The sequence below is a fragment of the Streptomyces sp. DH37 genome (genome assembly GCF_029813835.1).
Taxonomy (GTDB): Bacteria; Actinomycetota; Actinomycetes; order Streptomycetales; family Streptomycetaceae; genus Streptomyces.
Map to the genome: position 1 here is coordinate 147427 of NZ_JARVKV010000009.1, position 12258 is coordinate 159684.

A 12258-nucleotide genomic window follows, 5' to 3' on the forward strand; every position below is an offset into this window, starting at 1 on the left:
CAGCTCGTCCGGCCGGTCCGTTATTCCCGCGGGAGCGGCGGCCCCCCGAGCGCCCGGCCGTCGGCCGGCGTCACCGTTGGTCAGCAGGCTGTTGCGCTCGTGGAACAGCGCCAGGTCCACCACGGTCGGCCCGCCCCGGTGCCAGGCCTCCGCCTCGTAGCCGTAGGAGGAGGTGCCGAGCTGGACGTCGGTGAAGGCGAAGTGGCACAGGTCTCCGGGGATGGGCGTGACGGTGGGGTTCTCCAGGGGCGGCTCGGCCGGGGCGAACGCCGGCACGAGCGTGTGGACCTCGTTGCGCGCGTACTTGGCGTGGTGGACGTCGCCGCTCTGCGGAAGCGCGTTCCACACCGCCTCGCAGGTGATGGGCGCGCGGTCGTCGAGCAGTTTCGCCGTACAGCTCACGCCCCGCTTTTCGAGTGACACGTCGATGAAACGGCCTGCCATTTCGGTTCCTGTCCGTCGATTTCCCTGTCAATACCGACGCAGCGGTCAACCCCGCGACCGGTGCGGTGGTCGCCCCGCAACGGCGACATCAAGGGCCGGAAACGGCCGGCATATTTTCAGAGGATTCGGGTAGTGGCGCGCCCATGGCTCCACCACAAAGGAACGAGACAGGAAAAACAGGCATCGGCGAAAGCCTGGGCTCCCGGGCGAGAACCAGAGGGGGGATAAGCCGGCGTTCGCTGCTCGCGGGCCTGGGCGCGCTGGGCGCGGCGGGCACGGTCGGGGTGGCCGGATGCAGCCGGGTGGCCGAGACCGGCGAGGGGAGCGAGAGCCTGCTGGAGCGGCTGCGGGCGCAGGGCACGGCACGCGTGGGGATCGCCGGCGAGGTCCCCTACGGGTACATCGACAGGAACGGCGAGCTGACCGGTGAGGCTCCGGAAATCGCGAAGGTCATCTTCAAGCGGCTGGGGGTGGAGAACGTCGTCCCGGTGCCGACCGAGTTCGGATCGCTGATTCCGGGACTGCGCTCGCAGCAGTTCGATGTGGTCTCCGCGGGCATGTACATCACTCCGCAGCGCTGCGAGCGGGTGATCTTCTCCGATCCCGAGTACGTCATGCTCGACGCCTTCATCGTCCGCAAGGGCAATCCGAAAGGACTGAACAACTACCGGGACATCGTGGAGAAGGGCGCCCGGATGGCCAGCGGCACCGCGTACGCCGAGATCGACTACGCGGTCGCGGCCGGGGTGCCGCGCGACGACATCCTCGTCCTGCCCGACCAGGTCGCCGGACTGGCCGCCGTCGAGCAGGGCCGGGTGGACGTGTTCGCCGGGACCTCGCTGACCGTCCGCCAGGTGGTCCGGGGCAGCGCGCGGGCCGAGGCGACCGAGCCCTTCCAGCCGGTCGTGGACGGCGAGCCGGCGATCGGCGCGGGCGGCTTCGCCTTCCGGCCGACCTCGACGGACCTGCGGGACGCCTTCAACCGGGAACTGCGCAAGCTCAAGAGGAGCGGTGAGCTGCTGGAGATCGTCAAGCCCTTCGGTTTCACCGAGGACGAGATGACCGACCTGACCGCGAAGGAGCTGTGCTCGTGACCTGGGCCCTGTGGGAGTCCTACATGCTGCCCGGCATCTGGATCACCATCCAGGTGACGGTGTACAGCGCCGCGCTGGCGGCGGCCGTCTCCTTCGTCGTCGGCGTCCTGCGGACCTCGCCGCTGTGGATCGTGCGCTTCCTCTCCGGCGCCTACTTCGAGGTCTTCCGCGGCGCCTCGGCGCTGGTGTTCATGTTCTGGCTGTTCTTCGCGCTGCCGATCGCCTTCGGCTGGCAGCTCGTCCCGATGTGGGCGGGCGTCCTGGCGCTGGGCCTGACCTACGGGGCGTACGGCTCGGAGGTCGTGCGCGGCGCGCTGGCCGCGGTCTCCCCCGCCCAGCGCGAGGCCGGCATCGCCCTGAGCTTCACCCGCTGGCAGCGGCTGCGGCGCATCGAACTGCCGCAGGCCTGGCCGGAGATGGTCCCGCCGTTCAACAACCTCTCCATCGAGCTGCTCAAGGGCACCGCCCTGGTCTCGGTCATCAGCGTCGCCGACATGACCTTCGCGGCCAACCTCATCCGCTTCACCACCAACGAGAGCGCCCCGATCTACACGATCCTGCTGCTGATGTACTTCGTGCTCGCCTTCGTCATCACCCGCCTCATGCGGCTGGTCGAGCGCAGGGCCAAGGCCGGGATCGGGCAGGCGCAGCCGCCCCGCGGCGGCATGCTCGGCGGCCTGGCGCTGCGCCGCAGATCGACGACCGCCGACCCCGTCACCGGGGCCGCCGCCACGGGGGGCAAGCAGTGAACTGGGACTGGAACGTCGTCGAGGACTTCATGCCGCGCTTCTGGGACGGGGTGCTCGTCACCCTCCAGGCGCTGGTGCTCGGCACCCTGCTGGCCTTCTCCCTCGGTCTGGTGTGGGCCATCGCGCAGCGCTCCTCGCGGGCGTGGATCCGGGTGCCGGTGACCGCGGTCACCGAGTTCGTCCGCAACACCCCGCTGCTGGTGCAGCTGTTCTTCCTCTTCTACGTGGTCCCCGAGTGGGGGCCGGCCATGACCCCGCTGATGACGGGCGTGATCGGCCTGGGACTGCACTACTCGACGTACACCGCCGAGGTCTACCGGGCCGGCATCGACGGTGTGCCCAAGGGCCAGTGGGAGGCCGCCACCGCGCTCAGCCTGCCGCCGGTGCGCACCTGGACGGCCGTGATCCTGCCGCAGGCGATCCGCCGCGTGGTGCCCGCGCTGGGCAACTACGTCATCGCCATGCTGAAGGACTCGCCACTGATCGCGATCATCGGCGCCTTCGAGATGCTCGGCGAGGCGCGCGCCTACGGATCCGAGACCTTCCGGTTCCTGGAGCCGATCACCGTCGTCGGCATCGCCTTCATTGTCATCGCCTACCCGGCTTCCCTTCTCATCCGAGCCCTGGAGCGTCGTCTTGTCCGCTGAGAACCCGCGTGAGAACGCCCTCAAGAGCACTGCCGCGGACGGCCGCGAACTGATCCGCTTCGACAAGGTGACCAAGCGCTTCGGCGACCACGTCGTCCTGGACCAGCTCGAGTTCAGCGTCTCCGCCGGAAAGCACGTCACCCTCATCGGCCCCTCCGGATCGGGCAAGACCACGATCCTGCGGCTGCTGATGACCCTGCTGAAGCCCGACGAGGGCACCATCACCGTCGACGGCGAGTACCTCAACCACGAGGAGCGGGGCGGCAGGCTCGTCCCCGCGGGCGAGAAGCATGTCCGCGAGGTGCGCAAGAAGATCGGCATGGTCTTCCAGCAGTTCAACCTCTTCCCCAACATGAAGGTGCTGCGCAACGTCACCGAGGCGCCCGTCCACGTCCTGGGGCTGGGCAAGGACGAGGCCGAGCAGCGGGGGCGCGAGCTGCTGGAGCTGGTGGGGCTGACCGAGCACGTCGACAAGTACCCCTCGCAGCTCTCCGGCGGCCAGCAGCAGCGCGTGGCCATCGCCCGCGCGCTGGCCATGCGGCCGAAGGTGCTGCTGCTGGACGAGGTCACCTCGGCGCTCGACCCGGAGCTGGTGGCCGGCGTGCTGGACGTCCTGCGGGACATCGCGCACACCACGGACATCACCATGCTCGTCGTCACCCACGAGATGAACTTCGCCCGCGACATCTCCGACGACGTGCTGATGTTCAACGAGGGCAAGGTGATCGAGTCCGGCCCGCCGGAGAAGATCTTCAACGACCCCGACCACGAGCGCACCCGGGAGTTCCTGAGCGCGATCCTCTGACGGCGCCCCGCCCCGGCCCTCCCGCCCGCTCTCGAACATGTTTCGGGGGCGGGCGGGAGGCCAATGTTCTGTGCGGGGACGGTGCACGGCCGCCCGCCGCCCCCGCACCCGAGGACCCGGTGACCCTCGGGCGGGCGTCGCGCCGCGAGCGGTCACCCGCCCGAGGGGGGCACCGTGACACTGCTGCACTCGCCGGGGGACTCCTCCCCCGAACCGCCGCCGGGACGATGCCCGGCCCCGGAGCGCCGCGCTCCCGCGCCCGCCCGCCCGCCCTCGGCGCGGCACGTCCTGCGGGTCCTGGAGGCGGTCGCCGGGGACCACGACGGGGTGGACGAGGAGGCGCTGGCCGCCCGGACGGGGCTGCCCCCGGCGCGCCTGGCCGGCCTGCTGTGGACGCTGCTGCGCGAGGGGTACGTCGAGCGCCTGGACGACGGCTCGTACGCCGCGGGCGAGGCGCTGGTCCTGCTCGGCGGCGGGGGCGGCGGCCGGGAGCGGGCGCTGCGCGAGCGGCTGTGGCGGACGCTGGCCCGGCTGCGGGACTCCGTCGGCGCGGCGGTCTACTTCGGCCGCTACACCGACGGCGAGGTGGAGATCGTCGGGTACGCCGGCGGACCGCGCCACCCGGCCCCGCCCGAGCCGCTGGACATCCGCTCCGCCGGGCACGCCACCGCGGTCGGCAAGTGCCTGCTCGGCCAGCTCGACCACGACGCCCGCCGGGACCACCTCTCCCGGCACCGGGCCGTCCGCCTGACCCCGCGCACCATCACCGACGAGCGGGTGCTGCTGAGCGTGCTGGACCGGCAGCCGCCGACCGTCCCGGTCCTGGACCTCCAGGAGTACGCCGTCGGCACGGTCTGCGCGGCCGTGCCGGTCACCGCCGGATCGACGGTCGGCTCCCTGGGGGTGTGCCTGCCGGCCGACGAGACCCACCGGCTGCGGCGGGCCGCCGAGGCGCTGAACGAGCAGGCCGCGCGGATGCTGCTCTCGCTGGCCCTGTGAGCCCGTGCGGGCGCGGCCGGGTGGGCGGTGCGGAGCGTGGCCGGGTGGGCGGGTGGGCGGTGCGGAGCGTGGCCGGGGGCACTCCGGGGAGCGGGTAGTATGGTTCCCGACAGCGCGCTCCACGAGCTCCTCCGGAGGCGCTGCCCGCAGGCGCCGCTAGCTCAGTTGGTTAGAGCAGCTGACTCTTAATCAGCGGGTCCGGGGTTCGAGTCCCTGGCGGCGCACCGATGACGTGAGGCCCCTCGCAGTGCGCGAGGGGCCTCACGTCGTGTCGGGGGCGGGTCCCGCGGAACCCGCCCCCGCCCGGCGCGGCTCGGCTCAGAACTTCACGTCGGAGCAGGCGTAGAACGCGTTGGCCGTGTCGTGGACGGTCCAGACGCCCAGGATCAGGTGCCGGCCCGACTTCTGGGTGGGAATGGTGCCCTGGTGGCTCTCGGTGTAGGCGGGCTGGCGGCCTCCCATGTGCACCGTCATGAACGGCTGCGGCTCCAGGGCGGCGCGGGTGAGCGGCTTGGTCGGGTCCCAGCCGTCCTTGGTGATGTAGTACTTGAAGTCGGTCGTGCGGTGCGGCGCGGTCATCTTCCAGGTGAAGGTGAAGCCCTGGCCGGGACGGAGCTGGGTGGTGGGCCAGTTGCCGCCGCGCGGGTCGTCGAGCTGGGCGAACGAGGAGTTCCCGGCCGAGCAGATCTTGCCGTCGGCCGGTCCGGCGGCCGGGAAGCCCTTGGGGCCCTCGACGCTCTGGGGCTCCCACTGGATGGAGCCGCAGTTGCTCACGGTGCCGTTGGCGCAGTACGCCTGCCGGCTCATGGGCGACTGGGTGTAGCCGTGCCCCTGGGCGCTGCCGCTGGTGGCGAGCACCGCCGTCGCGGCCACGCCGAAGCCGAGCAGGGCGGTGGTGATCTTCTTGCGCATCCTTCGCTCCTGGACATGGGGGGTTCCTGAGGGTCCGCGGGGAGGCGGCACAGGACAGGACTGCGGTCTAGACCAAGAAGACCGTAACTTTTCCTATTAGTCATGTCCAGACCAATGGAACGACAAATTCACCCAGCCCGAATCCCTCGACTCCTCGACGATCCGGGCGTTGGGCATGTCGTTGGAGCGGACCCACTCCCGGGCCCCCTCGGCGGTGCGGCCCCCCGCGAGCTGGCGCTCCACCAGCCTCCGGCGGCGCTCCTCCTCGCCGGCCTCCACGTACCACAGCTCGTCCATCGACTCCCGCGCCTCGGGCCAGCCGGGCAGGTCGCAGGCCAGGTAGTTCCCCTCGGTCACCACCAGCCGGACCCCGGGGCGGACCACGTGGCGGGCCGCGACCGGCTCGTCCAGCACCCGGTCGAAGTCGGGCACGTAGACGTCGTGGTCCGGCTCGGAGACCAGGCGCCGGAGCAGGGCGGCGTATCCGTGGACGTCGAAGGTGGGGGGCGAGCCCTTGCGGGTCGCCAGGCCCAGCCGGTCCAGCTGGGCGTTGGACAGGTGGAAGCCGTCGAGCGGGACGTACGCCGCCGCGCCGGGCCCGTACCGCCGCCGCAGCCCCGACACCAGCGCCTCGGCCAGGGTGGACTTGCCCGCGCCGGGCGGCCCCGCGAGCCCGAGCACGACCCGCCGCCCCTCCCCGCCGGTCGTCAGCCGCCATGCCAGGTCCATCAGCTCACCGGTTCGCATGACCGAGAACCTAACGCCTCGGACGAGGCGCTTTTCGGTACCTTCCGATGCTTTCCGGACATGCGACGACCGCCACGGCGGCCTGGACGGAGCACTCCCGGGTGTCGGGTATGCTTGTTCCCGCAGGTCGGCACGGGTCGGCACTGACGGGAGCCGATCGGCGCCGGTCAGCGTGGATCGCGGCCCCTGCGGGCGCCGCTAGCTCAGTTGGTTAGAGCAGCTGACTCTTAATCAGCGGGTCCGGGGTTCGAGTCCCTGGCGGCGCACCTCTCCGATCCGGGCCCCACCGCCTTCCGCGGTGGGGCCCGGACGCGTTCGCGGGAGGGCGCCCCGCGCCCGCCTCAGTCGATGCCCCGGCAGATGTGCGGCTCGTCGTCGTCGCCGTCCCCGGCGAGGCGCAGCGGCGGGGCCGGCGAGAGCGGCAGTTCGTCGAGGGCCCGCATCCCGACGGGCGGGTCGTCGGCTTCCGGTTCAGCTGTGTCATACATGGCGGAACGACAGCCTCCGTGTCCTGAGGGGGATCTCGGGGGGATCTCGGCGTCCGGGTACCGCGCCCCCTCCTGTTCAATCCCGGGCGAACGGGGGACGCAACCGGTTCCGGCCGGAGCTTCACCCCGGTGACGACAACGAGCGACCCGTCGGACGGTTCCGCCCGCGTCCGCCGCGGGGACGGGGCGGACCGGCCGGCGCCCCATGCCTCGTCGGCAGGTACGCGATGGCCCGCGAGCCCCGTTCGGCACGGCCGCGCACCGGGGCGGCGGTGCGCGGGAACCCGGTGCGGGTCCGGGACGGTCCCGCCACCGTAGCCCACGGCTCCACAGGCCGTACGGAGAACGGGAACTGACCCGTCGTTCTCCCGTCGGCGGGGCGAGGTGGCCCCGGAAGGAGACGCGGGCGTCCCGGAACACCGCCGGCGCCGCGCCGTGCTGTGGGGGCGCTCGGCGCCGCCTTCGGCCGGCTCGGCCCGCGCGCCGCACGACCGGGCCGTCCCGCGCGTTTCGCATGCTCCGCACGGCCGGTGCCCGGCCCGGAGCCGGACCGGGCACCGCTCGGTGGTCAGCGGACACCGGTCAGATGCGCCGACACCACCAGGTTGGCGGTGTAGGAGCCGCTGGCCCGGTCGAAGACGCCGGTGCAGGTGATGATCCGGAGTTCGGCGCGCCCGGGACGGCGGGCGCCGTAGACCTCGTGCGGGTCGAAGTCGGCCCGCTCGGCGATCGACACGTCCTCGACGGTGAACTCCGCGGTCCTGCCGTCGTCCCGCGCGACACCGATCCGGTCGCCCGGGCGCACCGAGGGCAGGCGGTGGAAGACCGCCCGGCCGCGTTCGGTGTCCAGGTGGCCCACCAGCAGCGCCACCCCCTCCTCGCCGGGCGCCGGGCCGTCGGCGTACCAGCCGACGGTGTCGGGCGAGTCCATCGGCGGGGGCCGGACGGCGCCGTCGCGGTCCAGTCCGCGCTCGATGATCCGGGCGTGGACGCCGGCGGTGTCGATGTCCACGCGCCGGGGCTCGGCGGGGGGCAGCGGCGCGTGCCCGGAGGCGCCACCGGACGTACCGCCGGACGCACTGCCCGACGCACTGCCGGACGTACTGCCCGGCGCGCCGGCGTGCGCCGGGCCCGGCGGCGGGGCGGGATCGGTCAGCTCCCGGCCCCACAGCCACACTCCGAGCAGCAGCACCGCCCACACCGCTCCCGCCACCAGGCGGGAGGCGCACCCCGTGCGCGGCTCCCCGCCGGGGAAGTCGTCGTACACGGCCGTCGCCGCGGCTCAGCGGTCGGCGTCGGGGCGGGTGCGGCGGCGCAGCACCGCGGCCCGCCAGAGGACGACCAGGGTGGCGGTGCCCGCCAGGCCCGCGCCCAGGACGGTGTGGAGGGCGCCCGGCCCGGCCTCCCCGCCGTCCCCGGCCGCCTCCTCCGCGGTGCCGCCGCCTCCGGCGGGCACGGGGGCGACCGGGCTGACGGCGGGCGCGGTGGCCGGGTGCGAGGAGCCGGGGGAGGCCGGGCCGGAGTGGTGCACGGTCACCCGGCCGGTGACCTTCACGCCCATGCACTCCACCGTGATCCGGTACTCCCTCGGCTCGGCGTCCGAGCGGATGACCGCCTCGCCGCGCAGTCCGCCGCGGTCGGCCCCGGGGGCGAGCAGCGCGTCGGCGACGAACGCCTCGGAGCGGGCGGTGGCGACGGTGCCCCCGCAGGAGAGGGCCCGCAGTTCGATCTCGGTGCCGGGGCGGACCCTCGCGGGCGTGACCCGCACCTCCACCGCCGGTGAGCCCGTCCCCATCGGATTCGGAGCCGTGTTCGGAGCCGTGTTCGGAGCCGTCGTGCCCGAGTCCCCGGCGCCGGGGCTCTCGGCGGCCGCCGCGGGGACTGCCGGAAGGACCGCGGCACAGACGGCGAGCGCCGCGGCGAGGACGCTCGGAGCGGGTCGTACGGTGCGGAAGATGCCCATGTCGAACCTCCGGGTCGGTACTCCCGAAGATCCGCCGCCCCGCCCCGGCCCGCATCCCGGCGCGGCCCGGAACTGCTCCGTTCGAGCGCGCGCCGAACGCGGCCGGGACCGGGGCCGGGGCGGGCTCAGATCCGTTCGACGAGGTCCGCGATCGAGTCGACGACCGTCGAGGGCCGGAAGGGGAAGCGGTCCACGTCGCCCGGCCGCGTCAGCCCGGTGAGGACGAGGAAGGTCTCCATCCCGGCCTCCAGCCCGGCCAGCACGTCGGTGTCCATCCGGTCGCCGATCATCGCGCTGGACTCGGAGTGGGCGCCGATGACGTTGAGCCCGGCCCGCATCATCAGCGGGTTGGGCTTGCCGACGAAGTACGGCTCGCGCCCGGTCGCCTTGGTGATCAGTGCCGCGACCGACCCGGTGGCCGGCAGCGCGCCCTCGGCGGAGGGGCCGGTCTCGTCGGGATTGGTGGCTATGAACCGCGCCCCGTCGTTGATCAGCCGGATCGCCTTGGTGAGCGCCTCGAAGCTGTAGGTGCGCGTCTCGCCCAGCACCACGTAGTCGGGATCGGTGTCGGTGAGGATGTAGCCGATGTCGTGCAGGGCGGTGGTCAGCCCCGCCTCGCCGATGACGTACGCGGTGCCGCCGGGGCGCTGCTCCTCCAGGAACCGGGCGGTGGCCAGGGCGGAGGTCCAGATGTTCTCCACCGGGACCTCCAGGCCCATCCGCCTGAGGCGGGCGTGCAGGTCACGGGGCGTGTAGATCGAGTTGTTGGTCAGCACCAGGAACGGCCTGCCGGACTCCCTCAGCCTCTTGATGAAGGCGTCGGCCCCCGGGATCGGCACGCCCTCGTGGACGAGGACCCCGTCCATGTCGGTGAGCCACGACTCGATCGGCTTGCGCTCCGCCATTCGTCACTCCTGCTGGTCGTCCGCACGTTGGGGCGTGGCGGCGGCACCGCGCTGTGCTGCGCCGACGGGCCCCAGCGTAGCCACTCTCCGTTCGGCCCGACTCCGTTCGCCCGGCGTCACCCGGTGTCATCCGGCGTCGTCCGGTCTGGTTCCCCGTTCCAGGCGGCCGAAGAGCGGCGCCAGGACCAGGTGCGCCGCGCCGCCGGCGACCAGCCGCGCGCCGCCGGGGGCGACGGAGACCGGCACGGCGCGGCCGTCGGTGCGCGCGGCGCGGGCGGCCAGGACCGCCGCCACGCCCGCGCGGTACGGCTCCGGGTCGGCCAGGACGGTACGGCCGCCGAGCACCACGCGGTCGACGTCCAGCAGCCCGGCCAGGCCCGCGGCGCCGGTGCCCAGGGCGCGGGCGGCCCCGGCGGTGTCGCCCCGGGCGGCGGCGGCCAGGCACAGGGCCTCCAGGCAGCCGCGGTCGCCGCAGCCGCACCGCGGGCCGTCGAGCTGGACCACCTGGTGCCCGAACTCCCCGGCCCCGGTGCGCGCCCCCCGGTACAGGGCCCCGCCCAGGACGAGCCCGGCGCCCAGCCCGGTGCCCAGGTGCAGGTACGCGAACGAGGCGCTCCCCGTCCCCTCCTCCCCGCCGTTCAGGGCGAGGCCGAGGGCCGCCGCGTTGGTGTCCTTGTCCAGGGCGACGGGCAGCCCCAGCCGCCGTGCCAGCGCGTCCCGCAGCGGGTAGCCGTCCCAGCGCGGGAACCCGGTCACCCGCCGCAGCACCCCCCTCCGGTGGTCCAGGGGTCCCGGGCACGCCACCCCGACGCCCAGGACGCGGCCGCGGTCCGGCAGGGCGCGGACCGCGCCGGCCGCCGCGTCCAGGACCGCTTCTGAGGGCGCGCCCAGGTCGAAGGGGGCGCGGTGGGCGGCGACGGCGCCGCCCGCCAGGTCCACCAGGACCGCGGTGAGCTCGTCGCGGTCCAGGTGCAGGCCCACCGCGTGGCGCGCGTCGCGCACCAGGCGCCAGAGGGTGCGCGGTTTGCCCCCGGTGGAGGGGCGCCGGCCCGCCTGCGCCACCAGGCCCGCGTCCCGCAGCCGGGCGGTGATCTTGCTGACGGCCTGCGGCGTCAGGCCCGTGACCTCGGCCAGTTCGGGTCTGCTCGCGCCCGCCTCGCCCGCCGCGCGCAGCAGGTCCAGGACGAGCGCGGCGTTGTGGCCGCGCAGGGCGGGCAGGTTGGCGGCGCCGGAGATGCCGCCGGGAAGGGCGGCGGGGCCGCCGGAGGGCTCGGGGGTCACGGGCCCATTCTCGCGCCTGCTTGCACTTCCGCAACAGTGTTGCCAAAGTGGGCGCATGAACGCCGTCTCCCCCGCCCCTCCTCCGGACGCCCCCGCCTCCCGCCCGCTGCGCGTCGGACTGATCGGCTACGGTCTGGCCGGCTCCGTCTTCCACGCGCCGCTGATCGCCGCCACCGACGGCCTGGTCCTGGACACCGTCGTCACCTCGTCCCCCGAGCGGCAGCGGCAGGCCCGCGCCGAGCACGGCGAGGGGCTGCGCACCGCGAAGGACGCCGACGAACTCCTCGCGCGCGCCGGGGAACTGGACCTGGTCGTCGTCGCCTCCCCCAACCGCACCCACGTCGAGCTGGCCCGCCGGGCGCTGGAGGCCGGGCTGGCGGTGGTCGTCGACAAGCCGCTGGCGGCCACCGCCGCCGAGGCCGAGTCCCTCGCCGACCTCGCCGAGCGCCGCGGACTGCTGCTGTCGGTCTTCCAGAACCGCCGCTGGGACAGCGACTTCCTCACCCTGCGCGGCCTGCTGGAGGAGGGCGCGCTGGGCGAGGTGTGGCGCTTCGAGTCCCGTTTCGAGCGGTGGCGGCCCAGCCTCAAGGGCGGCTGGCGCGAGTCCGGCGACCCGGCCGAACTCGGCGGCCTCCTGTACGACCTGGGCAGCCATGTGGTGGACCAGGCGCTCACCCTCTTCGGCCCGGTGACCTCCGTCTACGCCGAGTCCGACGTCCGCCGCCCCGGCGCCGAGGCCGACGACGACACCTTCCTCGCCCTCCACCACGCCTCGGGCACCCGGTCCCACCTGTGGGTGAGTTCCACCGCCGCCTCCCTCGGCCCCCGCTTCCGGGTGCTGGGCAGCCGGGCCGCCTACGTCAAGCACGGCCTCGACCCGCAGGAGGACGCCCTGCGCGCCGGGGCCCGCCCGGTGCCGGGCGAGCGCTGGGGCGTGGAGCCGGAGTCGGCCTGGGGGACCCTGGGCGCGCTGGAGGAGGCACGGCCCGTGCCGTCCCGCGACGGCGACTACCCCGCGTACTACGCCGCCGTCGCCGCCGCCCTGCGCGGGGGCGGCGAGCCCCCGGTCACCGCGCGGGAGGCCGCCGAGGCCCTGCGGGTGCTGGAGGCGGCGCGCGCCTCGGCGGCCGAGGGCCGCCCCGTCCGTCCGGCCTAGCGGCCGGCGCCGGCCCGCGCCGCCGGCCGGGACCGGGAGGGAGCGGGGCGGCTGCCCGACGGGGCAGC

Annotated in this window: 13 protein-coding genes, 2 tRNA genes and 1 pseudogene; 8 read left to right on the top strand and 8 right to left on the bottom strand. The window is 74.1% G+C overall.

Annotated features, from left to right (window positions below; all coding sequences use genetic code 11):
- Positions 1–48 precede the first annotated feature (48 nt).
- Positions 49–444: pseudogene (locus QC029_RS07700) on the bottom strand (DUF3830 family protein); the annotation flags it as partial.
- Between the two features lie 143 nt (positions 445–587).
- Here QC029_RS07700 and ehuB point away from each other — a divergent pair.
- From ehuB to QC029_RS07730, 6 genes are all read left to right on the top strand, one after another.
- The gene (gene ehuB / locus QC029_RS07705) at positions 588–1538 is read left to right on the top strand and encodes an ectoine/hydroxyectoine ABC transporter substrate-binding protein EhuB (protein ID WP_279554705.1); all 951 of its coding nucleotides are present in this window, start codon (positions 588–590) and stop codon (positions 1536–1538) included.
- 23 nt (positions 1539–1561) lie between these two features.
- Positions 1562–2287 carry an ectoine/hydroxyectoine ABC transporter permease subunit EhuC gene (gene ehuC / locus QC029_RS07710; RefSeq protein WP_279554728.1) on the top strand — a complete coding sequence of 242 codons (726 nt, stop codon included), beginning with the start codon at positions 1562–1564 and terminating at the stop codon, positions 2285–2287.
- Entirely contained in the window at positions 2284–2934 is a 651-nt protein-coding gene (ehuD, locus tag QC029_RS07715) for an ectoine/hydroxyectoine ABC transporter permease subunit EhuD (RefSeq protein ID WP_279554706.1), read from the top strand. Before ehuC ends, ehuD begins: the two co-directional genes overlap by 4 nt.
- Complete coding sequence (ehuA, locus tag QC029_RS07720) at positions 2924–3739, top strand: ectoine/hydroxyectoine ABC transporter ATP-binding protein EhuA (RefSeq protein ID WP_279554707.1); 816 nt, start codon at positions 2924–2926, stop codon at positions 3737–3739. Before ehuD ends, ehuA begins: the two co-directional genes overlap by 11 nt.
- A 174-nt stretch (positions 3740–3913) precedes the next feature.
- Complete coding sequence (locus QC029_RS07725; protein WP_279554708.1) at positions 3914–4738, top strand: IclR family transcriptional regulator C-terminal domain-containing protein; 825 nt, start codon at positions 3914–3916, stop codon at positions 4736–4738.
- A 150-nt stretch (positions 4739–4888) separates the two neighbouring features.
- A tRNA-Lys gene (locus QC029_RS07730) sits at positions 4889–4962 on the top strand.
- A gap of 94 nt (positions 4963–5056) precedes the next feature.
- Here the strand turns inward: QC029_RS07730 and QC029_RS07735 are convergent.
- Entirely contained in the window at positions 5057–5650 is a 594-nt protein-coding gene (locus tag QC029_RS07735) for a lytic polysaccharide monooxygenase (protein WP_279554709.1), read from the bottom strand.
- A 96-nt stretch (positions 5651–5746) separates the two neighbouring features.
- On the bottom strand, positions 5747–6397 hold the full coding sequence (locus tag QC029_RS07740) for a nucleoside/nucleotide kinase family protein (RefSeq protein ID WP_279554710.1): 651 nt from the start codon (positions 6395–6397) through the stop codon (positions 5747–5749).
- A 192-nt stretch (positions 6398–6589) separates the two neighbouring features.
- Between QC029_RS07740 and QC029_RS07745 the strand changes: the two genes are divergently transcribed.
- A tRNA-Lys gene (locus QC029_RS07745) sits at positions 6590–6663 on the top strand.
- A 75-nt stretch (positions 6664–6738) separates the two neighbouring features.
- Here the strand turns inward: QC029_RS07745 and QC029_RS07750 are convergent.
- The 5 genes from QC029_RS07750 to QC029_RS07770 form a co-directional block, all read right to left on the bottom strand.
- Positions 6739–6885, bottom strand: coding sequence for a hypothetical protein (locus QC029_RS07750; protein ID WP_279554711.1), 147 nt, complete (start codon positions 6883–6885; stop codon positions 6739–6741).
- A 568-nt stretch (positions 6886–7453) separates the two neighbouring features.
- Complete coding sequence (locus QC029_RS07755) at positions 7454–8152, bottom strand: class F sortase (protein ID WP_279554712.1); 699 nt, start codon at positions 8150–8152, stop codon at positions 7454–7456.
- Positions 8153–8167: 15 nt separating this feature from the next.
- On the bottom strand, positions 8168–8680 hold the full coding sequence (locus QC029_RS07760; RefSeq protein WP_279554713.1) for a hypothetical protein: 513 nt from the start codon (positions 8678–8680) through the stop codon (positions 8168–8170).
- Positions 8681–8973: 293 nt separating this feature from the next.
- Positions 8974–9753, bottom strand: coding sequence for an HAD-IIA family hydrolase (locus QC029_RS07765; RefSeq protein WP_279554714.1), 780 nt, complete (start codon positions 9751–9753; stop codon positions 8974–8976).
- A 126-nt stretch (positions 9754–9879) separates the two neighbouring features.
- Positions 9880–11034: an ROK family transcriptional regulator gene (locus QC029_RS07770; protein ID WP_336621566.1), complete on the bottom strand. Its 1155-nt coding sequence runs from the start codon at positions 11032–11034 to the stop codon at positions 9880–9882.
- 55 nt (positions 11035–11089) lie between these two features.
- On the opposite strand from QC029_RS07770, the gene QC029_RS07775 reads away from it, so the two are divergent.
- A complete protein-coding gene (locus QC029_RS07775) occupies positions 11090–12190 on the top strand; it encodes a Gfo/Idh/MocA family oxidoreductase (protein WP_279554716.1) in 1101 nt (366 codons plus the stop codon).
- The last annotated feature ends 68 nt before the right edge of the window (positions 12191–12258 follow it).